At 38.7% G+C, this 26,878-nt stretch carries 26 protein-coding genes; 14 read left to right on the top strand and 12 right to left on the bottom strand.

Annotated elements, in window-relative coordinates; all coding sequences use genetic code 11:
* Window positions 1–289: 289 nt before the first annotated feature.
* Window positions 290–1,672, top strand: coding sequence for a M28 family metallopeptidase (locus V7164_RS14565; protein WP_335343807.1), 1,383 nt, complete (start codon window positions 290–292; stop codon window positions 1,670–1,672).
* A 120-nt stretch (window positions 1,673–1,792) separates the two neighbouring features.
* Window positions 1,793–2,689, top strand: coding sequence for an HNH endonuclease (locus V7164_RS14570; RefSeq protein ID WP_335343806.1), 897 nt, complete (start codon window positions 1,793–1,795; stop codon window positions 2,687–2,689).
* A 235-nt stretch (window positions 2,690–2,924) separates the two neighbouring features.
* Here V7164_RS14570 and V7164_RS14575 read toward each other — a convergent pair whose 3' ends face one another.
* Window positions 2,925–3,635 carry an anthrax toxin lethal factor-related metalloendopeptidase gene (locus V7164_RS14575; RefSeq protein ID WP_335343805.1) on the bottom strand — a complete coding sequence of 237 codons (711 nt, stop codon included), beginning with the start codon at window positions 3,633–3,635 and terminating at the stop codon, window positions 2,925–2,927.
* 561 nt (window positions 3,636–4,196) lie between these two features.
* Between V7164_RS14575 and V7164_RS14580 the strand changes: the two genes are divergently transcribed.
* On the top strand, window positions 4,197–7,028 hold the full coding sequence (locus V7164_RS14580; RefSeq protein WP_335343804.1) for a M14 family metallopeptidase: 2,832 nt from the start codon (window positions 4,197–4,199) through the stop codon (window positions 7,026–7,028).
* Between the two features lie 264 nt (window positions 7,029–7,292).
* Window positions 7,293–7,415: an FbpB family small basic protein gene (locus tag V7164_RS14585; RefSeq protein WP_335343803.1), complete on the top strand. Its 123-nt coding sequence runs from the start codon at window positions 7,293–7,295 to the stop codon at window positions 7,413–7,415.
* Between the two features lie 130 nt (window positions 7,416–7,545).
* Here V7164_RS14585 and V7164_RS14590 read toward each other — a convergent pair whose 3' ends face one another.
* Window positions 7,546–7,638: a putative holin-like toxin gene (locus V7164_RS14590; RefSeq protein WP_335343802.1), complete on the bottom strand. Its 93-nt coding sequence runs from the start codon at window positions 7,636–7,638 to the stop codon at window positions 7,546–7,548.
* A gap of 282 nt (window positions 7,639–7,920) precedes the next feature.
* Between V7164_RS14590 and V7164_RS14595 the strand changes: the two genes are divergently transcribed.
* The gene (locus tag V7164_RS14595; RefSeq protein WP_335345722.1) at window positions 7,921–9,090 is read left to right on the top strand and encodes a DUF4317 domain-containing protein; all 1,170 of its coding nucleotides are present in this window, start codon (window positions 7,921–7,923) and stop codon (window positions 9,088–9,090) included.
* A gap of 207 nt (window positions 9,091–9,297) precedes the next feature.
* Here V7164_RS14595 and V7164_RS14600 read toward each other — a convergent pair whose 3' ends face one another.
* From V7164_RS14600 to V7164_RS14625, 6 genes are all read right to left on the bottom strand, one after another.
* On the bottom strand, window positions 9,298–10,452 hold the full coding sequence (locus tag V7164_RS14600; RefSeq protein ID WP_335354442.1) for an ABC transporter permease: 1,155 nt from the start codon (window positions 10,450–10,452) through the stop codon (window positions 9,298–9,300).
* Window positions 10,453–10,467: 15 nt separating this feature from the next.
* Window positions 10,468–11,682: an ABC transporter permease gene (locus V7164_RS14605; RefSeq protein ID WP_335345720.1), complete on the bottom strand. Its 1,215-nt coding sequence runs from the start codon at window positions 11,680–11,682 to the stop codon at window positions 10,468–10,470.
* Between the two features lie 11 nt (window positions 11,683–11,693).
* On the bottom strand, window positions 11,694–12,626 hold the full coding sequence (locus V7164_RS14610; protein WP_335345719.1) for an ABC transporter ATP-binding protein: 933 nt from the start codon (window positions 12,624–12,626) through the stop codon (window positions 11,694–11,696).
* A 139-nt stretch (window positions 12,627–12,765) separates the two neighbouring features.
* Window positions 12,766–13,431: a response regulator transcription factor gene (locus V7164_RS14615; RefSeq protein ID WP_335345718.1), complete on the bottom strand. Its 666-nt coding sequence runs from the start codon at window positions 13,429–13,431 to the stop codon at window positions 12,766–12,768.
* Window positions 13,428–14,648 (bottom strand): sensor histidine kinase, encoded by a 1,221-nt coding sequence (locus tag V7164_RS14620; protein ID WP_335345717.1) that lies wholly within the window; start codon window positions 14,646–14,648, stop codon window positions 13,428–13,430. Before V7164_RS14620 ends, V7164_RS14615 begins: the two co-directional genes overlap by 4 nt.
* Before the next feature lie 14 nt (window positions 14,649–14,662).
* The gene (locus tag V7164_RS14625) at window positions 14,663–16,186 is read right to left on the bottom strand and encodes an ATP-binding protein (protein WP_335354443.1); all 1,524 of its coding nucleotides are present in this window, start codon (window positions 16,184–16,186) and stop codon (window positions 14,663–14,665) included.
* Between the two features lie 508 nt (window positions 16,187–16,694).
* Between V7164_RS14625 and V7164_RS14630 the strand changes: the two genes are divergently transcribed.
* The 6 genes from V7164_RS14630 to V7164_RS14655 all read left to right on the top strand — a co-directional run bounded on the left by V7164_RS14630 (window position 16,695) and on the right by V7164_RS14655 (window position 21,158).
* Window positions 16,695–17,219, top strand: coding sequence for a GNAT family N-acetyltransferase (locus V7164_RS14630; protein WP_335345715.1), 525 nt, complete (start codon window positions 16,695–16,697; stop codon window positions 17,217–17,219).
* The gene (locus V7164_RS14635; RefSeq protein WP_335354444.1) at window positions 17,216–18,022 is read left to right on the top strand and encodes an aminoglycoside N(3)-acetyltransferase; all 807 of its coding nucleotides are present in this window, start codon (window positions 17,216–17,218) and stop codon (window positions 18,020–18,022) included. Before V7164_RS14630 ends, V7164_RS14635 begins: the two co-directional genes overlap by 4 nt.
* Window positions 18,023–18,184: 162 nt before the next feature.
* The gene (locus tag V7164_RS14640; RefSeq protein WP_335354445.1) at window positions 18,185–19,366 is read left to right on the top strand and encodes an MFS transporter; all 1,182 of its coding nucleotides are present in this window, start codon (window positions 18,185–18,187) and stop codon (window positions 19,364–19,366) included.
* A gap of 214 nt (window positions 19,367–19,580) precedes the next feature.
* Complete coding sequence (locus V7164_RS14645; RefSeq protein ID WP_335345712.1) at window positions 19,581–20,195, top strand: LysE/ArgO family amino acid transporter; 615 nt, start codon at window positions 19,581–19,583, stop codon at window positions 20,193–20,195.
* Window positions 20,196–20,232: 37 nt separating this feature from the next.
* Window positions 20,233–20,418, top strand: a complete 186-nt coding sequence (locus tag V7164_RS14650; protein ID WP_335345711.1) for a histidine kinase — start codon at window positions 20,233–20,235, stop codon at window positions 20,416–20,418.
* A gap of 179 nt (window positions 20,419–20,597) precedes the next feature.
* A complete protein-coding gene (locus V7164_RS14655) occupies window positions 20,598–21,158 on the top strand; it encodes a spermidine synthase (protein ID WP_335354446.1) in 561 nt (186 codons plus the stop codon).
* A 67-nt stretch (window positions 21,159–21,225) separates the two neighbouring features.
* Here V7164_RS14655 and V7164_RS14660 read toward each other — a convergent pair whose 3' ends face one another.
* Window positions 21,226–21,903, bottom strand: coding sequence for a class D sortase (locus V7164_RS14660; RefSeq protein WP_335354447.1), 678 nt, complete (start codon window positions 21,901–21,903; stop codon window positions 21,226–21,228).
* 48 nt (window positions 21,904–21,951) lie between these two features.
* Window positions 21,952–22,587, bottom strand: coding sequence for a hypothetical protein (locus tag V7164_RS14665; protein WP_335344995.1), 636 nt, complete (start codon window positions 22,585–22,587; stop codon window positions 21,952–21,954).
* A gap of 206 nt (window positions 22,588–22,793) precedes the next feature.
* Here V7164_RS14665 and V7164_RS14670 point away from each other — a divergent pair, with 206 nt between their 5' ends.
* Both V7164_RS14670 and V7164_RS14675 read left to right on the top strand, forming a co-directional pair.
* Window positions 22,794–24,005, top strand: a complete 1,212-nt coding sequence (locus tag V7164_RS14670) for a benzoate/H(+) symporter BenE family transporter (protein WP_335344994.1) — start codon at window positions 22,794–22,796, stop codon at window positions 24,003–24,005.
* An 82-nt stretch (window positions 24,006–24,087) separates the two neighbouring features.
* A complete protein-coding gene (locus tag V7164_RS14675; protein WP_335344993.1) occupies window positions 24,088–24,483 on the top strand; it encodes a hypothetical protein in 396 nt (131 codons plus the stop codon).
* A 61-nt stretch (window positions 24,484–24,544) separates the two neighbouring features.
* On the opposite strand, the gene V7164_RS14680 is transcribed toward V7164_RS14675, so the two are convergent.
* A complete protein-coding gene (locus V7164_RS14680) occupies window positions 24,545–25,291 on the bottom strand; it encodes an anti-sigma factor (protein ID WP_335354448.1) in 747 nt (248 codons plus the stop codon).
* A complete protein-coding gene (locus V7164_RS14685; protein ID WP_335347600.1) occupies window positions 25,278–25,865 on the bottom strand; it encodes an RNA polymerase sigma factor in 588 nt (195 codons plus the stop codon). The genes V7164_RS14680 and V7164_RS14685 overlap by 14 nt, the downstream gene beginning before the upstream one ends.
* Window positions 25,866–26,177: 312 nt before the next feature.
* On the opposite strand from V7164_RS14685, the gene V7164_RS14690 reads away from it, so the two are divergent.
* Entirely contained in the window at window positions 26,178–26,822 is a 645-nt protein-coding gene (locus V7164_RS14690) for a LytTR family DNA-binding domain-containing protein (protein WP_335347601.1), read from the top strand.
* Window positions 26,823–26,878 lie beyond the last annotated feature (56 nt).

The raw sequence follows: 26,878 nt of genomic DNA on the forward strand, positions 1-26,878 counted from the left end.
ATTGAACAATTGACGGATCTTTGATGTAAATTTATTTCAAGATAAATGAAAATTAATAATTCCTATGAATACGTGCTAAAAAGGAACCAGTTGAGCAAATAGCTTAGCTGGTTTTTTGTTTTTTGCATTTTTGAAATTCCTCTAATAAAGGTCTTTAGGAGCAAATCTTCCCTCCTAAAAGGATATGATTGTTATCAGAATATTAGGAATTAATACTCTTACCTCCTAATGATATTCCAACTATACTAAATTTACTAATAGTAATCTATTAAATAGGAGGTTCAAAAGTATGATGAATCGTAAAATACCAAAAGTTTTAGCAACGGTTTTAGCTGCTTCACTTGCTTTCAGTTCTGTTGGGTATGCTGCACCAGCTGAAGGCGAAAAAGGAAAATCCACGTATTCTCAAGATCAAAAAATAGTGGCAAGAGTGGATGCGGAACGTGCCATTGAACACATTAATTATTTATCAAAGGAAATTGGCACAAGACCAGGTGGTTTGGAAGCTGAGAAAAAATCTGCTGATTACATCGCAAAAACATTAAAAAGCTATGGATATGATGTAGAGTATCAATACTTCCCTGTTGCTGACCAATACATAGCGAATGTCGGATTTTCTGATGGTACAGTTTGGGAAATGGCTGCTGCACCAAATGGAGTCGTTAGTGATTCTGCTGTAAAAGCTGAAGTTGTATATGTTGAAGGAGGGCTTAATGCGGCGGATTTTTCCAATGTCAGTGGAAAAGTAGTTCTTGTGGCAAGAGCAGCTTCTACTGCTGATTACCGTGCACAAGTAGAAAATGCGGTTCAAGCTGGAGCAGCAGGTGTTATTCTTCAGAGCTTAGTAGGAAGCCGAGGAAATTACGGTCAGACGTTTAACCCAAGTTTGACAACTAAATATGATGTGCCAGTATTTGGGGCTGCATTTATCCAAGGGGAATGGCTGAAGGAACAGATGGAGAAAGGTGCAGTGGAAATTAGTTTAACCGCGAAGCATTATTCCAATCTCCAATCCGTGAACGTCATTGCGACAAAGGAAGCTAAATCTAAGGATCCAAATGTGAAAGAAGTCATTCTCGGTGCGCATCATGACAGCGTAGTTGGAGCGCCGGGTGCAAATGACAATGCTTCAGGTGTTGGCTTGATGCTTGAACTTGCTCGCGTTTATAAAGGGTATAATACGGATAAAACGCTGAAATTTATTGCCTTTGGTTCCGAAGAAAGAGGTTTGCTAGGTTCGAGATATTATGTACAGCAATTGACACAGGATCAAAGGGATCAAATTGAAGCTGTTTTTGTCCCTGATATGGTGGCAACCAATTATGATAAAGCAAATAATCTCTATGCGATGACGGTTGATGGAAGCACGAATATCGTTACAGATTCTACCGGTGAAGCAGGTGCTAGATTAGGAAATTCAGATATTCTTCCGGGTACGTTCGGATCTAGTGACCATGTGCCTTTCCATCAAGCAGGTATTCCCGCAGCCCTATTCATCTGGATGGGTATTGATAGCTGGAATCCGCTAGTATACCATATCGAAAAGGTTTACCACACACCTCAAGATACGATTGAGGATAATATCTCTGTTGAGAGAATGCAGTCTGCCTTAGACATTATTGGATCAGGACTTTTTGATGTTGTGAGGAAGAAAACTCCTGGAAATAATTAATAGAAACCTGAGAGAAGTGTGTCCAGCACTTCTCTCTTTTCATTGAGCTCTCCAAAAATAAAAACAAATTTCAGCTAATATGGTACAATTATCCTAAAACTGGTTAATGGAGAGTGCGAAATGGTCATTTTACGGGGGATTGGAAAAGTAGTCAATACAGTTGTAGGGGAAGCGGCGAAAGGCGGAGTAAAGGTCGTCAGTAAAGCAGTCTCCGTTAAGAACGAGGAACTAGGAAAATATGTTGCAGACGTGGGGAACAGTGTGGTAGATGCTTCTAAAGGCGCAGTGGATTCCGTTTCGCAATTTGCTGATGGAGCCATTCGTGGGGCCTATGGAGTTGTAAAGCAAGATGATTATCATAAAAACAAAGGCTGGAATGATATGAAAGATTCTACAGGCCGAACCGTCAAAGGGATTGGATCTAGCATAAAATATACAGCGAAAAGCGCAGGAATTACCCTACAGGGGTTGAAAAATAAAGATAAAGAACAAATCCTTCAAGGAGTAAAGAACCTTGGTAAGGTAGCAGCTGTTACTACTTTTGCTGTAGGAGTCATTGATATTATTGATGGCGCTGATACGGTTCAAGCAGAAGAAATTGATACGAGAAATAGTCACTTAGGTGGGCTCGAACACGCAGAGACAGGTGTTTCTTTTGAACAAAAGACGATTGAATTGCCGAATGGTGATCTGCAAACGGGTACCTTCCCTGTATTTGAATCACAGTTTAGTGTCGTTTTAGCTGAAGAGGTTTACTTGGAAAGTGACCGCACTCATTTTAGTATTGCAAACGAAACATTATATCAATCGATTCAAGAGAATCCTAGTCTAGCAAGAGAGTTAGGTTTATCTTCAGAGGATATAAGAGGTCTTGAAAATGGTGTAACTCCTGAGGGGTATGTATGGCATCATAACGAACAGCCTGGTGTTTTACAATTAGTAGATGAAGATATTCATCAAAACACTGGACATACTGGTGGAAGAGAAATTTGGGGCGGAGGAAGTAATTATCGATAACTTGCTTTCAATCTATTAATCCAAATTTAAGAATAGGAGGGTAAGGATAGATAAACGTTAAGGTTATCTATCCTTGCTTTTTTTCTAGTTAATGGATACCTGCTTTTTGTGAATTTTTCTAAACTAGAAAGCCCATTACCGTGCAACAGCCCTTTTATTAGAGAGATGAATGAATGTTCTTTGAATCTGTCCTATATTCATCGGGTCATTCGATCGCATTGGCTTTTCTATCATTCTACTGATTTGAATGCTTTTCTGAAGGGATATTTCTTTGAAGCTCATTAATAAATTTATAAGTTAATGGAGCTTTTTCTTTTAACTCAGCCTTCGTTTCAGGACCAGCATAAAAATAAGCAAAGGATTCAGCGAAATATTCTTCCTTGTAATCGAAATAGACATTGTCAAGAAAATCCTTTTTCTCTATAGCGTGAATATTAGTGAACTCATCTGAGTAACTAATATTATCAAATACATAACGATCAATTGCATGAGCTACTTCATGAAGCTCGAGGTTTACAGAACTATGCATTTTTTTATAGCTATAGCCAATTCGTGCAACAACCGTCTGCCCTCCCACACCTGGAACATCATCCCAAGTATATGGAGTATGTTCCCATCCTCTAGGAACGACTCCCTTTAAATGTTCGTATTCTGGTAAATCAGTAAGAGGGAAATTGATCAGTTTAACCTGAACCCCTTGCTTATACATGCCATTCAAAATATTAGTGGGAATGCTCCAGAGACGATTAACCATATTTAAAGTCTCTTCCTGATCATAATCCCCCTTTGTTTCAACCGTCACCACCCTTTCAAGAACATTGTTCATTTTAAGTGATTGAGTAGTTCCGGATTCCCCTAATGCTGCAGTAGAAAAAGAGAATGTTATTACTGTCGCCAATAATAACGTGGAAAATGCCTTTTTTCCGTTCAATAGAATATTCTTCATATTACTCCTCCTAAATTTGGTAGTTTATAAGTTAGATATTCTCCGTGTTACACCTTTCCCCTTCATGATTGTTCATTTCAGGATTAAGTACCTATGATAGTTCTCTTTTTCATTGAAAAAAGTATGAATATAAATTTAGAAAAATAAAAAAGGGGTCCTATCAACAAAAATATTGGTGATACCCCAGTTAATTAAAAAGATCCACCCCTTCGGATATAGCGTTTTTTGATTTTTTTCTTTCTCATTTACTTCCAAATCTGTAATCAAACCCTTCCATTCTTCATTTATATAAATTTGATTATTTGACCATTCAGCAAACTCTTCCATCACGACTATAATACTTTCTCACAACTTCTCTTTTTAAGGAGAAGTATTAGCAAATTCATCAACATTGGCTGAGGTTTTACAAGGAAATATCTTTATGGCATGCATGACTTGAAATTGAAATTGCACAAATTGTCGAGCGATACATATGTTTTTGCAAAAAATCCGACAATAATTCACTGAATATTTCGATATATTTAACTGTGGTGTCTATATGAAAGTAGAAAGGATGATTTTATGAAGAAGCTTTTTGCGGGCTTGGTGGCATTTATTATGATGTTATCCTTATTTGCCCAAACGGCCTTCCCCGTTTCAGCCATTGAAGCAGCGGAAGAGGTCAAGCTTGTAAACCTAGAAGCAAGTAGATCTCTGTTTTCATTAACTGAGGTTCGCACAGTAGAGGTACAAGCTGATTTTGGCGAGGAAGTAGATTTAACTCAATTAGAATGGACATTTGGCGGAAAAAGTATTTCCGAGTGGAAAAAATGGACAAGCGGTACCAATTATAACGGTGCCCCCTTTATTACAGTAAAAAAAGAACCACACTTTGTTGATGGGACCACTAAGATTGAAGCCACTTTGGAATTCGGGCTTCTTTTTAACACTAGTAATCTATCAAACAGAACAATTCGAACACAATATCAACAATTTATCGGCGATTATGAATTAGCATTAATGAATTCTGAGAGTAAGATGAAGGCTGCAACGACAGTAAAGCTTAATGTATATGATGAATTCTTATTTTACGATCAAATCAAGCCAGCGATTGACCAAATCTTTGGACAAGCAACGTCCGATCCGGCAAATAATCGCTACCTCGAGTATCAAAGTCTAGGTAAGACAGTACAGGGACGTGATCTTCACTTCGTTATCCTAGCAAAAAATAAAAACGCCGTTGATAAGTATTTAAATGAAACACTGCCGACCGCATTAGAGAACCCTGAAAATTTAATCGAAAAATTAGAATCTGGAACCATGGGAGACTATCAGGTGCCCATTTGGTTGAACAATATTCATCCCGATGAAGTAGAGGGGGTTGATACTTCCGTTGAACTATTAAGGAAGTTTGCTCTTGAGGATGAGGTAACGTTTAAAACGGGCAAAGGAGACAAAGAAAGAACTGAAACGTTAAAAGTGGACGAGGTTCTCGATGATGTCATTTTCCTTTACATGTTTACAAACAATCCTGATGGAAGGGTTGCTAACACTAGAGCGAATGCCAATGGGTTTGACTTAAATCGTGACAACCATTATCAGACACAAGTTGAAACACAGCAGATAACGCAAGAAATTGCCAAATGGACTCCACTGTCTTTCGTTGATATGCATGGTTATGTTAACGGATTTTTAGTTGAACCAACAACACCGCCGCATAACCCTAACTATGAGTATGACCTGCTTTATAACACGATGATTGATCAGGCTCATGCAATGGGACAAGCTGGGATTGGCAATTCGAGCTTAACCTCTTATTTTATTCCTGCGGAAGCATGGGAGGATGGCTGGGATGATATGACGCCAGCTTATACTCCAATGTATGCGATGCTTCATGGCTCATTGGGGCATACGGTTGAAGTGCCTACATTAAGTCAAGATTCTTATCATGCGATGGTAGGAGTAGGGCTGGGTGCAACCAAGTTTGTCACTGATAACAAGGATGAATTATATAAAAACCAGCTTGAGATCTTTGCGCGTGGCGTAAACGGGGAGGATAATCGCGCAGTAGACGAATATTTTGTGAATGCTAAAGGTGATTCGATTGGCCGGGTTAGAGGAGAACATGCTAACTTCTTCCCAGATTATTATGTCATTCCGACCGATGAGAAGGAGCAAAAGAATAAGCTAGAAGCATATAAAATGATAGACTATTTACTCCGCAATGGTGTGAAGGTTGAGCAAACAACGAAAAATATCAAAGTAAATGGGACGATGTATCCGAAAGGGACATTTGTTGTTTCCATGAAGCAGGCTAAACGCGGACTGGCAAATGCGATGCTTTATAAGGGTGAAAATGCGTCAGACTGGGCTGCTATGTACGATCCAATTGTTGTCAATTTTCCTGAACTTAGAGGTTTTGATGTGCAGGAAATTCGTGTCCCAGGTGCATTTGCTAATAACACAACAAAGGTAGTAAATGTAACCACTCCAACAGGTAATGTGGTAGGAAATGGACCTAAGCAAGTGTTAGCCAATTCCAATAATGACACGATTAAACTAGTGAATGAACTGCTGAAAAATAATGTTGTGATCGAAAGAGCAACTGAAACAAAGGCTGGCGTATCTAAAGGTGACTTTATTGTCAGCACAAAAGATCTTCAGCAATACGGTAAAAACTATTATTTTGAAGCCAAGCCTGTAGGCAATTCCAATCAAGTGAAAACAGAACAATTGAGTCAGCCACGTGTTGCGGCAACTGGTTCCTCTCAGTTGAATTTTACGCTAAAGGAGCTTGGATTTAATTTAGTTAATCCGGAAGAAGCCGATGTCATTGTCAGCTATGGTGGAGCCATTAATGGCGATATGCTGTCTGGAAAGTCCTATGTAGGGATCGGTGTAACTGCCATGAACGCTGTGAAAAATAGTGGATTACTTCCTGGATTTGATTTTGGTCGAACAGAAAATGGTCATGAAGGTTTATTTAAAGCAGTTGTTAATGATCATGTATTGACTTCCGGTTACCAGAAGGATGAGCTGCTCTATTCAACGACAGGGGCATGGATCACTTCCGTTCCTGCTGACGCAGAAGTATTGGCATCTTTCAGTGATTCTGATGATTTCTATGTTGCTGGCTGGTGGCCTGGACATGAGAAGGCAAAGGGTCAAACACTTGCTTTCACTAAAAATTTTAAAGACAGTACGATTACCCTTTTTGCCAATGACCTTGCCTTTAGAGCTCATACTCAATATAGCTATCGACTTATCGCCAATAGCATCTATTCATCCGTAGGCTCTGAGGTTAGCAAGAAAGGCAATGGCAATGAGAAAGTTAAAGTGAAGGGGAATGAAGGAAAGGTTCAGAACAATAAAGTAGAAAAGTCGTTCTTTGAGAAAGGTAGAGATAGGGATTAGAGGTTAGAAGCCATTAAGGTAAAGTTTAACTCAGTAAAGTATAAAACAAAACGGAAGCATCCTGCTTCCGTTTTGTTTTGTTGAGATAAAATTTTAAACTTGTTTCGATTCCTCCCCCACAAGTAACCCCTGTTATATTAAAATCAGCAAATAAGTTCAAATATTCACAAAATGTTCAAATAGTTAAGGTTTAAAACGTGTAAATAGGTGTAATATATAAGTATAGAATATTCTGATTAAATTAAAATAAAGGGTGTATTGAAAATGCGTAAAACATTGAAAGAGCTTATTGAAGAAAATAAACAAGAACTATTAAAGGACAAAAAGGCTATAGAGAAGATTGAAAAACGGATAGAAGCACGGCATGAATTAAAGAGGCTTGCATAGATCTTTGCAGGTAAAATATAAAAGGGCTGCTGGTCATTGAACTGTATCCTCACAGCCCTTTGATCCCCACTAAACAACCCTTCCAAAGAAATCACTATTTACAGAAAAAAACACGCTATTTTCAGCGTGTTCAAGAATTTTTATCCTTATCATTAAATTTCAAAACGGCGATCACCAACATCCCAAAGCTAATCATCAACGACAAAGCTTCAAAAGTCTCCATCCAATCATCGCCTCCTTACCCCTCAGCTTTCCCAATTCCAAACTTGTCCTATACAAAGGAAAAAAACTTGGTTGTTTAGTCCTATGGGCAAAAAAAATAAATAAAGAAGAAAGGAAAGAACCATTAACATCACTAATAGGAGAAATATGAACATCTGCTTGATCGTCTTCTTCTAGCTGAAGGATACCAGTAAACGCTGACGAAGTTAATCATTCCCTTAAGCAAACAGATTGCTTATAATTTAGGAATACACTAATCAGCTTAGGAGTTGGACTTTTTAAAATGAATAAGAAGGATATAGCAAACATACGTAAACAATTTAAGCTTAATAATGATTTATTGAAAATCGCAAATATCTTTAATGTTTATATAAGAAAGGAAAGCAGTGAGATTTATCATGAAGAAAGTCATCCTTTTCCGATGTTAGACCAGGAACAGCAAGAGTTATTCATGACTAACTTTAAGAAAGTACTTACGGGTCAAGTGGATGTGAAATTATTTGAAGTAAAATTCAAACGAGAAGCTGAAAATCATAGTCAGTTCATTCTCCACGATGGGCTACAGTCCGATGATGTAGAAGATTGGAAGGAACAAATGCTGCTTATGGTTGAAAAAATGTTTAAAGATGTTCAATATGAACAGGACATGGTCGTGACTTTTATTCGGGGGGAATATTTTAAGCCAACGAAAAGGAGTAATGAAGAAGCCGAAATTAGTGCCCGGGATGAGGTGTATAAACATCCTTTTATCCTATGCAGCATTAATCAAACGATACAGCCAAAAAGATCTTTGTTGTTTGATTATATTGAAAAGGAATTTAAGTCTAGTGTTGTCGTTGATTCCATTATCAATCTTACATCTCCTGTGGCAGGTTTTTTATATCCTAGCTTTACTGAGAATTCAGCAGATGTAAACCGCGTTCTTTACTCGTCCGGGAAACCAAATCAGCCCGATTATCATTTTATCGAAGAAGTATTGAATGGCGAAGAGATTATGACCGCTCAAGATGATAAAGCTGTATTCGAGGAAATCGTCAAAGAAGTCGTTGGAGACCAGGTTGATGCAACAACCCTTTCCAATGTATATGAAGAAATCAATCGAATCATGGATGAAGAAGAAGAGGAAGATACTCCTAAATTGGATTACAAGGATGTAGAACGTGTATTAAAGGTAAGTGGTGTAGAGGACGTTAATACTGAAAAGGTTGAAATGGCGTTCCAGAAAATCATTGATGATGAAAAATATGAACTGAAAGCAAGCAGTATTGTACCGAATTATAATACGAAATCAATTAAAATTAACACGAAAGTAGCAAATATCTCTATTAGTCCACAGGATTTAAAATATGTTAGACAGGTTAATTTTAACGGCAAGCGCTGTTTACTGATTGAAGTGGACGAAGATACGATGGTTGAAGGATTTACACTAATTCCCGAAACTTTTCTAGGCTAGAGGAAGATTCGTGTACATTACGGTCGGTTTCGCAAATAAACTGGTTAGTTTCGCAAATAAACTGGCTAGTTTCGCAATAAATTAGTCAGTTCCGCAAATAAGTTAGTTGGTTTCGCAAATAAATTGGACAGTTCCGCAAATATACTGTTCCAATGACCGCATAAAATAAATGGGTTGACCCCAACAAGGTCAACCCAAAATATTCACTTATTCATACCGTACCTTTGACAATCCAACGGTAAAAAACACCATCGCAAATCCAAGCAATATGAATACAGGTGTAAGAATATCCCCAAGAGTACCGCCACTCCCGATTAATGCTGTAAACCCTTCGATAGCCCATGACTGAGGAACGAAATTTGCAATGGATTGCATGAATTCAGGCATAATGCTTGTAGGCCAATAAACACCGCCAAGCATACAGGTAGAAACAATGATGAGCGTTCCAATTGCGTTTTGCTGCTCGGCTGTTTTGGCAAAGGCAGCAATTGCGAGACCTAATCCGACTACAGATAAAAGCAATGAGGAGATAAGAACAAGCAACCCAACAGGATCTCCCCACTTCACATCAAAAATGACCGAGGACATGACGATCAATAAGAAGAATTGAATCCAGCCAATGGCAAAAAATGATAGGAAGTATCCAAACATAACATGAAATTTGGAAGTTGGAGTTGTAAACAATCTTGACCAAATGCCCATATTTCTTGCTTCAATTAGAGCTCCAGTGACAGACAGCATCATCATCATCACAAACATGATAGAAAATCCTGCCGAGCTGTATGACATTCTGTTCAGATTATTTTCATTTGAGCCATCACCTGCGATAATTTTTGTTAAGGCTGGCCGGTTTTCTAGGCCGCTCGCAAGCTTATTGTATATGTCATCCCATTCCCCTCCGTTATATTGGCTTCCCGTTTTTGCTGCTGAGACTTGCATACCCATTGTTCGTACAGCCCCATTCATCATTTGCTTTACAATGGGTGCAGTTGTACTGCTAGGTAAATGTTGAAAGGTAATCTCAGGTTTTTCCTGTTTAATAAGCTGAGTGGCTAATCCCTTTTTTATTGTAGAAACTCCTTGAACCTCCTGCTGCTCGAACAGATACCTTGCCTCCGCTGCTGTAACATTATGGTACGTAACAAGCTCACTCGATTTAAGATGTGTAATCAGCCCAGTCGATAATTCTGTTTGATCTTCATCAACAATGCCTATATGGATAGTGGGATCCGAGCTTCCGCCGAAAAGGCTCCCGAATAGGAAGGTAAACAGAAGCGGCATGGCGAACATCAATAGATAAGCAGACGGCTTTTTAAATGTACGCTTTAGTTCAAAATGGCAAATTGCCCATATTTTCATCATTATTCCCAAACCTCCTTAGAGAGCCTTATGGTGAAAGCGCATCGTTCCAATGATAATCGATACAATACCAATCAAAGTTAATATGATCGTTGGCGCCATTAATGAGACCCATGTAGTGCCAGACATGATATTTGTAAAGCTAGTTAAAGCCCATGAATTTGGTGTAATCATAGAGATGTTTCGCATAAGGCTTGGGAATACGGAAATAGGAAGCATGGAACCTCCTAAAAGGGCAAGGAGCTGTACACCAATTCCACCTAGTGTGTCTGCCATTTTTTCACTCGAAGTAAAGGCAGCCACAACCATCGACAGCCCTGATACCGCAAAGCTGTATATGAAAGCAATGAAGATTGTTTGGAGAACATTGATTCCCCAGCCTACGTTTAAAACAAAATGAGTCGCAGCCATAAAGATCAGAAATTGGATGAAGGCAAAGAATAGCGTCCCTAGAAATTTTCCTAATAAAATGGAGCTATTACTCGCTTGTGTCGTCATTAATCTGGCTAGAGTCTCCGTACTGCGCTCCTGATGAAAAGCTTTCCCGCCATGCATAGCATTAAATAATAAGAACATAGCCGCCATGGCTGCAGCGTAGTATTGCATAGACGACACATTATGTTCTCCTAAAGGCTGTTCCGTAATGACATCCTGCTGGAGCTTTACGACCTTTTCCATGTTTTGCAAAAGATCCATTTGGATTGTTTCTGGATGAAAGCTGCTTCCATTAGCTGCTGCTGTAACTGCGATATCAGACATCACTTCCTTTGTCGAAATAGCCATCGTTTGTGCAGTCATTGTGAAAGAATCCGTTATTTGCTGAACAAAGGCTGCTTCAAAATCCTTGCCTGCTGCTGGATATATAAAAACAGGATTTTCCTGCTGATTTCCTAAGCTCTCTTCCCAGAGGCTAGGAATGACTAGACCAACATCCACATGAGAATCCTTGACCCAATTTTGCAGTTCTTCACTAGAACTGGTTTGCTTCACAGATACTGAATCATTCAATTCATCGAGTAAAACCTCATTAATGAATGTCTCTGCAAGAGCATCAGTATCCACAGTGTAAATACCTATTGTTGTTTTAGGCATCTGACTGTCACCCATGACCCCTTTTAAAGCAGATCCTAATATCGCAGTCAAAAGGATAGGCATGAAGACCATCAAGATGATGGCTTTTCTATCCTTCAATCGAAGCTTTAGATCTTTGGCAGCAATAATAAACATTTTCATTTCATTCACCTCTAATCACGCAATGAACGTCCGGTTAATTGTAAAAACAATGTTTCTAAATTAGGTTCCTGAAGCTGAATTTGCTGCAGTTTTACACCTAATTGATTAGATAGTAAAACGATATCAGCTAGGAGCTCTTTATGATTTTGCAAGAAGATATCAATTTCTGTTTCTTGTTGAACCGTTACATTTTCAACACCATCCATTGAATTCAATTGCATCAGAAAAGCAGGCTTCGCTTGATCAACAACAAGATGAAGCACTTTGCCGCCGGAAAGCCTATTGGTAAGCTCTTTCTTTGACCCGCTTGCAATTAATTGGCCGTGATCGATGATCGCAATACGTTTGCAAAGGAATTCAACCTCTTCCATGTAATGGCTTGTGTAAATGATGGTCATTCCTTGCTCATTTAACGATTTGACCGTTTCTAAAATATGATTTCGCGATTGCGGGTCAATGCCAACAGTCGGTTCATCCATGATCAGCAATTCGGGCTTATGCATTAAGGCCACTCCAATATTAATCCGCCGCTTCATCCCGCCTGAAAAGGTTTCAATTTTATCCTTTCCCCGGTCGGAAAGACCAACGATTTCGAGTACTTCCTTCGCCCGGTTTTTAGCCTCTTTTCTTTTTAAACCATACATTTGGCCCCAAAAAACTAAATTATCAATTGCTGACATTGTCGGATAAAGAGCAATATCCTGAGGAACAACACCAATTTTCTTTTTAATAAATTGTGGGTCCTTATTTACTGAAACTCCATCCACGAGGATATCTCCATCCTGATAAGGAACTAACCCGCAAATCATGGAGATGGTCGTTGATTTTCCCGCTCCATTTGGTCCAAGTAAACCAAACGCTTCCCCTTTTTCAATATTTAAGGTAATTCCTTTAACGACTTCATGATGGCCAAAGCTCTTTTTAATATTGTTTAGTGCAAGCACCTTCAACCGCCTCCTTATTAACTACCTTCAGTTTAATCCGAAGCAGGAATCCAGCCATCTAGCTGGCGATAGATTTTTATGTATAAAAAAACGACACCCATGTGTCGTTGTTCATCCTGCCGTATGCCAAAAGTCATGTTTAAAAGGTAGTGATGCCGTATCGTACCGCAAAAATGGCTGCCTGTGTGCGATCCCTAAGCTCAAGCTTTTGAATAATATTCGAAACATGATTTTTGACCGTTCCTTCTGTAATAAATAAGGCATCGGCAATCTCTTTATTATTGAAACCTTGGCCAAGATGACTCAATACTTCAAGCTCACGGCTTGTTAATTCATTTAAGGAAAAGGGGATAGGTGCTTCTGAGTTGATTTCGTCCTTACTTTTTTTCAACCGCATTTCTGTTAGCACATTGGAAGTGAAGTCCTTAGGGAGGACTACGCCTCCATGGAAAACGGTTAAAATCGCCTGAACGATTGTGTCAGTGGACATATCCTTTAATAAATAACCGCTTGCCCCTTCCTCTAACGCATCAAAAATATATTCACTGTCACTAAAGGTCGTTAGCATTAACACTTTAACTTGGGGAATATTTTCCCTTAAAAGCCTTGTTCCTTCAACCCCATTGACATTTGGCATCCGGATATCCATTAAAACGATATCAGGGGTAAGACTTAAAGCCTTTTCCAATGCTTCGGCTCCATCGCCGGCTGTCCCGATTACTTCAATTTCATTGCGCAAATTCAATAGGGAGCCTAGTCCTTCCCTTATTAATGGCTGATCATCTACAATTAAGACCTTAATCAATTCATCACCCCCGCTGAGCTCCATTGTACAAGTTTATTTGGAAGTTTAACGGAAATCGAAAATCCTTGTCCTTCCGCACTTTTAAATTGTATCGTTCCACCGTGCTCTAAAATGCGTTCCTTCATGTTTATGAGCCCAAAGCTTGGGACTACATTTTCAGTTCCCTTTCCGTTATCCTCCAATTCAATATTGACAGCTTCATTTGTAATCTGAATCGATACGTGACATACATTAGCCGAACCGTGTCGTTGTGCATTTGTTAATGCTTCCTGTACGATTCTTTTTATGGTTGGTTGAATGGAAAGAGGGATTGACGTTGGATCACCATCTAATTCTAGTCGTGTTTCCATTCCAGTCAGATTAGCAAATTCATCCATCATCTCACGCAAAACATGCAGAAATGAGACTTTCATGTGGTCCTGTTCCTTCAATGTTCGAACAGATAAGCGTATTTCATGAAGAGAGTCGCGAGTCAACTGCTCGCATGTATTTAATATGGCTTTGCTTTTGTCTGGATCCATCGATATCATTTCATTTGCTAATTGCAGCTGTACTAGTAAGGCTGTCATTTTATGGCCGACCGTATCATGAATTTCACGTGCAATTTCATTTCGTTCCCGTATTACGGTTAATTGTTCCACTTGATTGGAATACTCACTTAATTGCTCGTGAGCATTCTGCAAGGCACTATGCGAGTCATTTAGCTGCTGGAACTGACTGCTGATCGTTTCTCTTGCTGTCTGTAAATTTTGGATTAAGCTCCCGACAATCGCTCCAAATAGGATGAACATCAAATTTAATATATTATCGGAAAATGCAGATGCCCCTAATAAATAATATTTTTCAACGGTAATCAACATCCACATGATGAAAAAGGCGATCGAAAACCATTTTAAAATGCTGCGCTTTGAGAAAAATAAAAAGACGGTTGTTGATATCACACCAAAGAATATCAAGTATAAATTGCCACTAGACGGAAATATAGCCCCAAACCCAAAGCTCAGAAGCATATCAACAGCTGTACAGAATACCCTTATTCTTATACTTTCAGTGAAAATTTGCAGAATATGATTTCCAACAAAAAGAATCATCGCCCCAATAATAAAGCCGAACTTCCAGCCTTCCGTAGGTTCTGTAAATTGAAAATAATAGCTGCTCAATAATAAAAACATGAGAACTCTTGTTGATGTAAGTAAGAGAAAAGATAAATTTTTCAAAGTTCATCCCGTCCTTAAGCTATATCTTCTTTGTCCTTTCTTACTAAAGGAATCATCATTTTTACCTGAGTTCCCACATTTACTGTGCTTTCAATAGAAATACTTCCATTATAGGAATCAATAATTCGTTTGCAGACGGTTAATCCGATGCCAGAGCCATCTTTTTTCTTTGTGAAAAATGGATGGAATATTTTCTCGAGCTCTTCATTTGGAATCCCTATTCCGGTATCACTTACATAAATCATGCAGCTTGCCGAATTGCTATCTATCGAAATGGTAAGCTTCCCACCGTTAGGCATTGCATGTAAGGAATTCTTGCTAAGATTTAGAATGACTTGTTTTAAATGATCTTTAACACAGGATATATGTGGATCATTAGTAGAGTAGGTGATTGATAGCTCTACGTTCATATAGTTGGCTTCAGATTTTAAAATGGGTTCAATCTCTTTCAATATTTCATTTATATTGTAGATTTTATATGTATAGGCTGTAGGCCGTCCTAGAAATAACAGCTCACTGACGATTGAATTGATTCGTTCAATTTCAATTTGTATTACCTCGAAATAATTCTGGGCTTTTTTATCATGATATTCTTCGCCTAATAATTTTATCAAACCACTAATCCCAGTAAGGGGATTTCTAATTTCATGGGCTGTGCTGGCTGCCAGATTACCAATCAGCTCCATCTTCTGAAACTCATATTGTTCTTTTTCTAATTTTGCTCTCCATTTTAAGCGGAAATTATAGATTAAGAGCAATAGGATATTTGTAAAAATAAAGGCAATAAAAAAGTAATTTATAAAAGCTTCTAGGCGTAAATGTTTATCATCATAGCTGATTCTTGCTGTTAACGTCCAAGGTAAGCGGTCTAAGCTTAATTCCTTCATGACATATTTTTCATTTGTATGTAACGCCCCTGCTTGCATGATGGTTATTCCTTTATCATCAGCTATGAAGATTTCTTCATCATTCAAAAGGGTAGATAAATTAGCCTCGAATGTTTTTAAATTTAAACTAGCAAGCAATACACCTATGACCCTATGATTTTCGATAACAGGAGTAGCTAATGTGATAATATAATTTCCTGTAATCCGACCAAGATGTGCTTCAGATATACTCGTTTTTCCGATTTCAACCGCTTTCTGGAAATATTCGCGATCACTTATATTTACAGGGGAAAAAGGAGTGTTTGAACTTATTAGAATATCTCCCTTTGGATTGGCCCAATAAAAGCCGGAAAACCGATTATCCTGTTTATGGGTTTCCTTCAATACTTCATCTATATGGTTAAAGCTAAATTGCTGTACCTTGATTAACGTAGCAAGCATCTCAAGGCGGCCAGACGTTTCACCAATAAAGTTGTCGATGCTTCTTGAATGAAGGCCTGCATTTCTGTGCGCCTCCTCTTTATACTCATTTTCATAAAATTCCATTTTTTGTACCGTCAATAAAAAGCTGATTAAAAGTGAGGGTACGATTGTGAAGATAAAATAAATGAGGAATGTTGTTAACTTTAGTTTCGTGTTTCGAGTAGGCATGAACAGTTCTTCCCCTTTATCGCAGATTAACGGGCTGTAAGACCCTCACTTCAAGAAGTTGAATAAAACACTAATTTCTAAGTAGGGGATCAACAGCCCGTAAAGGCCCGATTAGTTCAACTAACAATCAGTGGGGGATGAGGCCTACTAAGATTGCCACTATCTAATGTCTTTGTAGGCACTAGCACGTCCTGTGCATTGGCCCCCCACTGATTGAAGTTTCACTTTATCAATCGCAACCTATTTTTGCGAAGTTTAGATCCTCAAAATATCTTTTATATGGAGAATGAGCAGGTTTAGTGGACATGTCGAATATGAATGAATATGCTCAGAGGATTAACGAAAACTTTTTTATAATTATTATAATAATAAGTTATTTATTAAGAAGGTTCAATAGTTGGCAACGGGGACACACTTCTATGGCTGTTTGAATATAAGCAGGAGGTAAAGGTTTTTTTATCGAAATTTAATGAAGCGTTTACAATAATAGGAAAGGCGAGTAAAGATAATGTTCATACAAACAGAAAGATTAATCATCCGGAAATTTATTTTTGATGATTGGCAAGCAGTCTACAAGTATACCTCTGACCCTGTTGTTATGAAATATATTCCAGAAGGGGTTTTTTCGGAAGAGGATGCAAAGGAGTTTGTCATCAAAAATTCAGTTGATCAAGCGGAAAAATTTCCTGTACTATTAAAGAATGAAAATATTCTAATTGGTCACATGGCTTTTGAAAAATATTTTGGTGAGCATACTTATGAGATTGGCTGGGTGTTTAATCCGGAGTTTCAGAATAGGGGATATGCCTCAGAGGCAGCAGAAGCTTTATTGAAATTTGGTTTTGAAGACATGAAGTTACATAGAATTATAGCTACATGCCAGCCTGAGAATACTCCATCTTACCGTGTTATGGAGAAAATTGGCATGAGAAGAGAAGGGTTTTTTAAGAAATGTATTCCATCGGGGAATGATTGGTGGGATGAATATTATTATGCAATATTAGAGGAAGAGTGGGGTCGTAAGACAAAATGAGTGAAGTAAACGCTATTTATCAAATGAAAATACCTAACACTAGATCAAGCTTGCATAAGGATTTGCAAAATCTTGGCTTAGAAAAGGGAATGGTTGTCATTGTCCATTCGTCCTTAAGTGCACTTGGGTGGGTTTGCGGAGGGCCAGTAGCCGTTGTCCAAGCCCTGATGGAAACCGTTGGGGAAGAGGGGACTATTATTATGCCAACTCAAACAGCGGATAATTCAGATCCTGCAGAATGGCAAAACCCTCCTGTACCAGAGGAATGGTGGCCGATTATTCGTAAGGAAACCCCCGCATATGATCCACATTTCACACCAACAACGGGAATGGGGAAAATTGTTGAAGCCTTTAGAACCTTCCCAGGGGTTAAAAGGAGCTTGCACCCAACTTATTCATTTGCAGCATGGGGAAAGCATGCGGAGTACATATTATCTCAACAGCCTCTGGAAGAGGGATTTGGACTTGAATCGCCTTTAGCCAAAATCTATGAATTGGATGGTTATGTATTATTGCTAGGGGTGCAGCATGATAGCAATACTTCATTGCATTTTGCTGAACATGCAATCGTTAACAGGAAGAAGGTCCAAAAAGGGACTGCTTTATTTGAAAATAACGAACGAGTATGGAAAACATACGAAGAAATTGTTTATGATTCAGATTCATTTGATGCTTTAGGGAAAGAGTTTGAAAAGAAACATCCAATTAATTCTTGCCAAATTGGTTTAGCCACGTGCAAGCTCATGAAGCAGCGGCTGCTTATTGATTTTGGCCGTGAATGGCTACAAGAGCAAAGTAATTAAATAATGACAGCCTCAATTTTGGATTAATCCGCAAAACGAGGCTTTTTATTGTATAATGATCGTTTACGAAAAATTCCATAATTTAAAATTGGTGGAATTACCACTTGTTTTAAGGCGAATAAATCGTTAACATGAGTAAGGTACTTTAGGAGGTCTTACTTGATGAATAAACGTGTGTATTTATTGGCCATTGTCTCATTTGTTGTTGGGATGGTGGAGTTAATTATAGGTGGTTTACTTGATTTAGTAGCAAATGGTTTAGATGTAAGTCTAGGGCAGGCAGGTTTTCTGATGACGGCCTTTTCACTTTCATTTGCGATTGCCGCTCCCATTTTGTTAGCGGTAACCCAGAGAGTGGACCGTAAGCAGCTTACTTTGATGTCTCTAGCAGTTTTTTTCCTAGGGAATGTGATTGCTGTATTCAGCCCGAATTATAGTATTTTACTAGTGGGGCGTATCATATCAGCAGCTAGCGGCTCGTTGCTCATTGCCTTATGCTTAACGATGGTTCCAGCCATTGTCGATGAAAAATACCGTGCTCGTGCTATTTCGGTTGTAGTTATGGGAGTGAGCGGCTCTCTTGTATTGGGCGTACCAATTGGATTAATGCTTGGAAATTCATTTGGCTGGCGCGCGCCTTTTGTCCTGATATCAATCCTTACCCTCGTTTCGATGGCAGGTGTGTATTTCTTTTTAGGAAAAATCCCACCTAAGCCAGCTGTTCCTATTGGAGTTCAGCTTAAGACTTTGAAGAATCGAAGAATTTTACTTGCGCAATTAACGTCCATTATTTTTCTGGCAGGACATTTAACGTTTTACGGTTACTTGACTCCTTTTCTAAAAATGAAAATGGGTTTGGATGGTCAGTGGGTTAGTATTGTCTATTTAGTTTTTGGTATCGCAGCGGTAGTGGGAGGTGGAATCGGAGGCTTACTTGCTGATCGATTTGGCACTAAGACTACCATTCTATCAGTTACGGCCCTTTTTGCCGTATCGATGTTTATCATTCCATTTACAACATTTTCACTGCCGATTTTTCTAATTATCCTCGGTGTGTATAGTTTGCTTAGCTGGGCGATCACACCTCCCATGCAAAGTTATTTAATTGAAGTTTCCGCTGGTGCTTCGGATATTCAGCAAACCTTAAATAATTCTGCTGTCCATATTGGAATTGCTTTAGGTTCATTGATTGGGGGACTTGTGATCGAGCAGGCATCGTCTGTAGATCTAAATCCAATAGCTGGTGGAATATTCGTTTTATTTGCTCTTGGGACTGCTTTCTTCTCAATGGGCAAGGGCAGCCGGAAAGCTTATTTAAAGAAAGAAGCTATGAAAATAGATTAACAAAACAGCCGGGAAATGTATTCATTCCGGCTGTTTTTAATAAGGAAGAAAGCCTGAGGATGCTAAAAGATTACAACCTAAATTCCAATTTATAATATACTACATGTTAATGAATTTGGTACGGTGATAGTTTAATTGATTAAAAAACTTATTCTTTCCTAACCTCCGAATTCTAATTTTGATTGAATACATAAGAAAAATTAGGGAGGGCATTATGACAGAGGCATTTCTTCACGGAGCCATTCTTGCTTTTGGACTCATCCTGCCATTAGGTGTGCAAAATGTATTTGTTTTTAACCAAGGGGCGACACAAAAGCGATTTGTAAGAGCATTGCCAGCAGTTATTACTGCAGGAATTTGTGATACGATCTTAATTCTTTTGGCTGTAATGGGTGTATCGATAATTGTGTTTAGCTTTGTATGGATCAAAAACGTAATCTTTATTGTCGGCTTCTTTTTTTTAGCCTATATGGGCTGGTCCATTTGGAAAAGCGAACCTGAGGTAAAGAGTGACAAACAGGAGATTTCCTTTTCAACAAAGCGTCAGATCACGTTTGCGGCATCGGTTTCTTTGCTGAATCCGCATGCTATTATGGATACAATAGGCGTTATTGGCACAAGCTCTTTAGCCTATGAAGGCTTCGAAAAATGGGCGTTTTCTCTAGCATGTATAGGTATTTCATGGATATGGTTTTTCAGTTTAGCACTCGTTGGGAGGAAAGTAGGAGAGTTCGATACGAGCGGGCGCTTTTTAAAGAAGATGAACCAAATATCTGCTATAATCATATGGGGAATGGCGCTATACATTGGCGCTCAAATCCTAATTTAGTTTCTTGGCTTGCCTTATGTAGGAGGATGTAAAGATAATGAGACATTTAGCCTTGGTCATTCCAATTATGCTTATAGTTGGTGCTGCAGCCATGTGGATGCTTCATAAAGATTATTCGGTTCTTGATTATCAAACAAGAGTGATTATTTCTACAGGTGCTGCCCTTTTTTCAGGATTAATATCATTCTTTTTATTTAAAACAGGGAAAGCGAATAATGAATAAGCATGTCATACCGATGGGACCTCACTACACCTTTGTAAGAGTGAGGTCTTCTTTTGTCGGGAACCAAAATATGCTATTTGGAACTGTGAACAAAATCCCTAGTCTCGCGGATGATCTTGTGTCTGTACACTTTTTGTGGCTTTAAAACATCCAATTTAGTGGATTTAGATGAATAGGTTTTGGATGTTGCACGAAATGTACCGGAAATGGCAGCTATGAATGACAGAGCTTTTTTTGATAAAAGGGTACATGTTTACCCACAAGATGCAGTTAAATTTGTGGAGAAAAATAGAAGTCAATACAACTTCATCATAATAGACTTTCCTGACCCTACAGTTCCATTATTGGCTAATCTATATACATTAGAGCTATATCAACAGCTTTATGATTTATTAGCTATGGACGGAAAAATAGTTTGTCAGTCAAACTCAATTGATGAAACGCCAATTGTCTTTTGGAGTATTGGCCGGACAATGGAAGCCGCAGGTTTTTATACGGAACCATACCATACTGTTATTCCTTCCTTTGTGGATTGGGGCTTTCAAATAGGTGCCAAAAAACCATTTTCTACAAAAAATGAAAAGATTACTGTTCCACATCGAACATTACCTAAACAGATTAATCATATGTCTTCCCTTCCAAATGGATCCCTTCGTGCTAAAGAAAGAGCTGTTGTAAATAGGAAGGAGTATTTAGTATTGCATGAAATTTTTAATAGAGAAATAGTAGATTATACGTAGGATAAACGCCTCCTTAGCATATTAAAAAAGACAGCACCTTATATATGAGGGAAGCTGCCTTTTTTAATTATAGAAATTTAATAAGTTTTTTTACTTTTATTTCGCTTTTTATGAGAGCTGCTTCAACAAATAAGCGCCTGTCTGTTAAATATAAGGCATCTAAAGGATAGCAAGTTTCAAGTGCTATGGATGGGTAAGCCATATCGGGCAGTATATCTTCTACATGTAAAATCCGCTGCCTGGTCACTGAAAAGGTAAACACACCTTGTTCTGTTGTCACGGTAAATTCCATTCCCTCTGAAAGCATATCTAGATGACGGAAGGAAGATGAATTGTGAGCTGCGATGATACTCGTACCAATTTGCCCAGGAAAAACGCTATCTGGCAGATGCCCGGGTGCTTTGGCTAACTCTCTCTTTCCAGTTCCTTCTAAAATCGCTTCATTAATTCCGAGACTTGGAATGGTGAGCATTCCGATGATTTCGCCTGTTTTCGGTTTTGCGGTTAGTTCTGGAGCTGGTTTAGGGTAAAGTCCGGTTTGATAGGTTTGAAGAATTGGTTCAGTTTCGCTCATCTTTGCGGTTGGTTTCTTTCCCGCATGAAGGCCTGCAGTAATTTCTTGTGATGGACTTGCTGAAGAGCCTTCTGGAATGAACTGGGATTGGGCTTCTTCCTGCAAGGCTTGGGACATGGCTTTAGAATAGCCTAATTGAACAAAAGGGAAAAGGAGGACAAATATGCCCAAAACCAGTAATCCTCCAGATACCTTTTTAAGTGTTTTTGGATTCATTGGTTAATTCATACGGCGACGTGCGAACAATGGCAGTACTATCCCTGCAAGAAGGAGAGCAGAGCCTCCAATTGCCCATGGTGTCATATTCATGCCTGTAACTGGCGAAGTAGCGTTCTTTACTGGTATTGCAGCAGAAGTTACCGCCCACCCAACTGGTGCACCTTTAATTGGGTGAGACAGGGTAGTCCCTTCAATTGTTGCTGGCACTTTATTTAAAGAAAACGTTCCGTCAACTAAAGTATCATAATATTTGCTGTCTGCATTTACTTTATCATCTGTGTAGCTAAACATAACAGCTTTCTCAAACTTGCCAATAATCTCATTCGTTGAAAGATCCGTTACCTTAAACGCGAAATTCATTAAAACAGTTTCATCCTCAGGTGCATTCTTTTGGAAATCAGCTATTGGGCCTTCTAATACTTGGAAATTTACAGGGTTTAAGAATGTGCCCTCAGGGATATCAATTTTAACATTTCCATATGTAATGGAATCAGCTTTGCTAGGATCAATTTCTTTCTCAGCAACGACATTTGGAAAACCAAGCGTTTGGAAATCAGGTACTGCGGCAACTACAGAAGTAGCCAGCAGCGACAGGGACATTAAAAACATTACTACCGTTAAAGTTAATCGTTTCATGCTTACACTCTCCTAATTAAATATTTTTTTGCTACACTTAAGTAAACGATAGGTTTTACAAAACGGTTTGATATTTATATAAATATTTTTTAAAATAGGAATCTTCTAATAATAGTTAGGTGAAAAGGAATTGAATTATTTGACAGTTCATTCCTTCTGCCCTAATGATAGGTAGTAATAATGAAGATTGTTTGGGAGTGGATCAAGTGGGATTGCCAAAGATAAGCGAAAATGGGTTTGTTCCAGAGGGGAAATTTAGACAGCGCATGCTTCTGCAGGATGTAAAAGGAGAAAACGTCTCAACGGGATTGATATCTAGTACATTGGTTATGACAGGTCCAGCTATTATCATCTTACAGGCAGCTGCAGCCGGAGGATTTACGGATCAACAGACCATTAGCTGGATGTTTGCTGTCTATTTTTTCGGCGGATTGTTAGGATTGATGATGGCATTGCGATACAGGATCCCGATTACTGGGGGTCACTCTATTACGGGTGTTGCCTTTCTAGCCACGGTCACAGCGCAATTTACCTATCCACAGTTAATAGGCAGTTATGTGCTATCGGGGTTACTTATACTTTTGATCGGAATATCGGGCCTCTTTACAAAGATTATTAAATGGGTGCCGAAAGAGGTTATTGCTGCGATGCTTGGAGGGCTAGTTACCGGTTATGTAGTGCAATTGGTTCCTGCTGTTAAGGCAATGCCCTTAGTTGGAGGATCCGCAGTCGTCAGTTTCTTTCTTTGTTCAAGATATTTGAAGCGGGTTCCGCCAGTGTTGGCTGCTGTTGTTGTAGCTTTTATTGCGCTGTTATTTACTCAGAAGCTGGAGCCTGCAAAGGAAATTGCCTTTTTCTTGCCCACCTTGCAGATGCCAGAGTTTACTTGGTTTGGGATACTGACAGTAGCGCTTCCTCTCGCTATGCTAATTTTGAGTAATGATGCGGCACCGGGAGTAGGTGCCCTAGAAAGCTCCGATTATAAGCCGCCCATTCGAAAAATCATTTCCATAAGCGGCTTATTTTCCATTATCGCCAGTTTTTTCGGAGGACAAAGCGCCAATATTGCGGGAATGATGACAGCTATATGTTCGGGGCCTGATTCAGGTCCCCGCTCGAAAAGGTATATGGCTTCTGTCGTATCGGGAATTGTCATTATCCTTTTCGGGATTTTCGCTTGGAAAATTGTCCCGTTCATTCAATCATTGCCACAAGCCTTTGTCTCATTACTAGCTGGTTTTGCTCTTATAGGTGTATTGCATTCCAGCATTCAAATGGGTTTTTCGGAAAACCGCTATCGATTAAGCGCCATGGCTGCCTTTATTGTAACGCTATCAGGCATATCCTTTCTGCATATTAGTGCACCAGTATGGGGGCTTGTCTTCGGGGCTGTGCTGGCAAGGACGATAGAAAAGTAAGCGGAAAAGTAATGAAAAATGAGAATATTCTTTCGTATTTCACAATAAGATGAAGTAGTATATGTGGAATGAGGGGATTAGGTTGGGTAATCAGAACACTTTCATTACGAGAGAAATGGTGGCTAATTACAATGAATTAAACCGCAGGAAGAAAGAAATTGAAATGCAATTAGATGAATTAAAAAAGGCTTTTAATCAATACTTTGACATGGCTTTTGGAATAAATGCAAAAGGTGAACTAACGATAGATGACTATAAATTGCAAAGACAAATAAGGATAACAGAGAAATACGAGCAGGAAGCGACAGTTCATCGATTAGAAGAATTAAATCTAATGGACCTTATCCAGAAGAAACCAGATGAAGCAAAAATTAAGTCAGCCTTAAATTTAGGATTTTTAAAGGATGAAGATTTAGAGGGCTGTATAATCAAGAATACAAGTCAAGCCCTTTATGTTAAATACGCGGATTCAAAATAGAGTAAGGGTTTTTGAACGAGCCTCATGGTAAGTAACACCTTGCCATGGGGCTCGAATTACTTTATAGGGTTCCCATCACTTTTTTACCCTTAGGCTGAGTATTGCCAGCATTTGGTTCTAAGGTAATCCCGATTGCATCAAAAGCGTGATCCTTCGGCAGCTGGTAAGTGAGCAAGCCATTCCCGTTTTGGTCGGGTTTCAACGTCCCTGCATTTTGGCGGTTCCCATTTTTTAATAGCCATACTTGATAAACCTCATCGTTATTTGTTATCGGCATATTGTTTAATTCGATAATAAGATGACTTGTGTCTTGACCATCCTGTAAAAGGTAGGCAATCCCATTTGCTGAAGCCGCTAAATCCTGCCCTTTTAAATCAATCGTTTTTACAATTTGCGAAGGAGAAAAGGCTTTGTTTTCTAATGCTGTAATGGAATCTTTCAATTGAAGGTTATGCCAAATCAATCCTGTTAAGCCTATTGCTAAAACTGCCAGTATACCTGCAGATAATGGTGAGAAGTGCTTAGCTAAAATTCCTTTTAATTGTTCAAAAAAACTTTGCTTTTTATTAATTTGTGCTGGTATATTATTTTCATCAAAAATAAAATTCATAACCTCATCTTTTAAGGAATTTGGAACCTCAGTTTCTTCAATATCATAAGAGAGCATTTGCCATGTTTCCTGAAGGGAATTGACTTCATTCCGACATTCGGCACATGTTTTAAGGTGAATTTCAAACTGTTTCTTTTCATGTTTTGACAGCTGATCAATTATAAATAGAGACAGGTTTTCACATTTATTTGTTTCCATGCCGAACCCCCTCCGTTTCTTCTTTAAAATACTTCCGCAATTTTTTCAAGGTTTGGTGCAGTCTGCTTTTTATCGTACCAAGCGGCTTTTGTTCCAGTTCTGCAATTTCACTTAATGAGTAGCCTTCCCAGTATAATAAATTAATTAGGCGCTGCTGTGGTTCTGAGAGCTGCTGCTTTGCTTCTTGAATTTGATGCTTTAATAGACTTTTTGAAACCTGCTCCGGTACACCCACTGTATGCCGATCTTCGATTTGTCCCCATTCGTTTGATTCTAGCTGAATCGATGCTGAATGCTTTTGTTCCTTCCGAATGAGATCAATTGCAATGTTTCTAGTAATGGTAAGAATCCAATTTGGAAACTTTCCTTTTGAAGAGCTATAGGTTTGTTTTGTGGTCCAAAGTCTGAGAAAAACTTGCTGAACAATCTCCTTTGTTTTCTCTGTATCTCCCTTTGACATTTTAAAGGAGAAGCTGTAGACAAGCTTTACGTAGCGATCATACAGTTCTTCAAGTGCAGGGCGATGATTTTGAACAATTAATTCTATAAGTTCTTCATCCGTTTTCAATTTCACTGCAAGTTGTCTCTCCCTTATAAAAAGCGTTTTATTAAGTATAAGGCATATACATGGGAGTGGGAATTAAAAAAATAGGTGAGTACATGAGCCTGATATGTTGAGAGGATTTTGAAGTGAACGCAAAAATTCTTTAAGAATGAATCTTTTTTAAGGTAACGAAAGATTGTATGAAGCGGTTCGCAGAAATTTTCAACGTTGTATAATATTGATTAAAACAGGAGCACTCATAAGCATCAGAATTCAGATAGAATCTTCTTTTAAAACATTGTAATATTAAACTAGTTCTATTTTTTGGAAGGAAGTCAGGAAATGAAGAGTATTTCAGTAAGCTCACTATTAGATGTAATTGGTGAACTGTTTTCAGATGAAATTTCAATTGCGGTTTCTAACACAAAAGAATATATTTATTACCGGCCGAGTAAACGTGTAGATTTAAAAATCAAGCCGGGAGACCCTTTAAAGGATGGGACAATCGCCTATAAGGCCATTGCCACAGGGAATAAAGCTTCAGAATTTATCAATCGGGATGTATTTGGAGTTCCATACCATGGAATGGCCGTTCCATTTCATCATGACGGAGTTCTAGAGGGCTGTGTCACTGCTATTTATCCTGCTTTAACTGATGGGAAAGCGGTTGTGACTGTAAGGAGCCATGACGGCTGGCAACCGACCCCCTTTTCAAAAGTAGTTTATATTGAAGCAAAGGATAAGAAAACGTTCGTCTATACAGAAGAGTATTCGGGTACACATAAATATGCCCTTCAGGAATTTGAATATTTATTGCCTAAAGATTATTTTATCCGTTGTCACCGGTCTTATATTGTCAATGTCAATCATATTAAGGAAATTTATCCCGATACACATTCAACATTTATTCTAGCCATGAATAATGGAGACCACCTAACAGTCAGTCAGTCGTATTCTAGCTATTTTCGAAAATTATTAGGATTTTAAATGCTGCACTGACATTTCGAGGGAAGTAGTCGTTCACAAAGTCCAAGCAGCGGTGC

The sequence above is a fragment of the Bacillus sp. JJ1474 genome (genome assembly GCF_036965225.1).
Lineage (GTDB): Bacteria > Bacillota > Bacilli > Bacillales > Cytobacillaceae > Cytobacillus.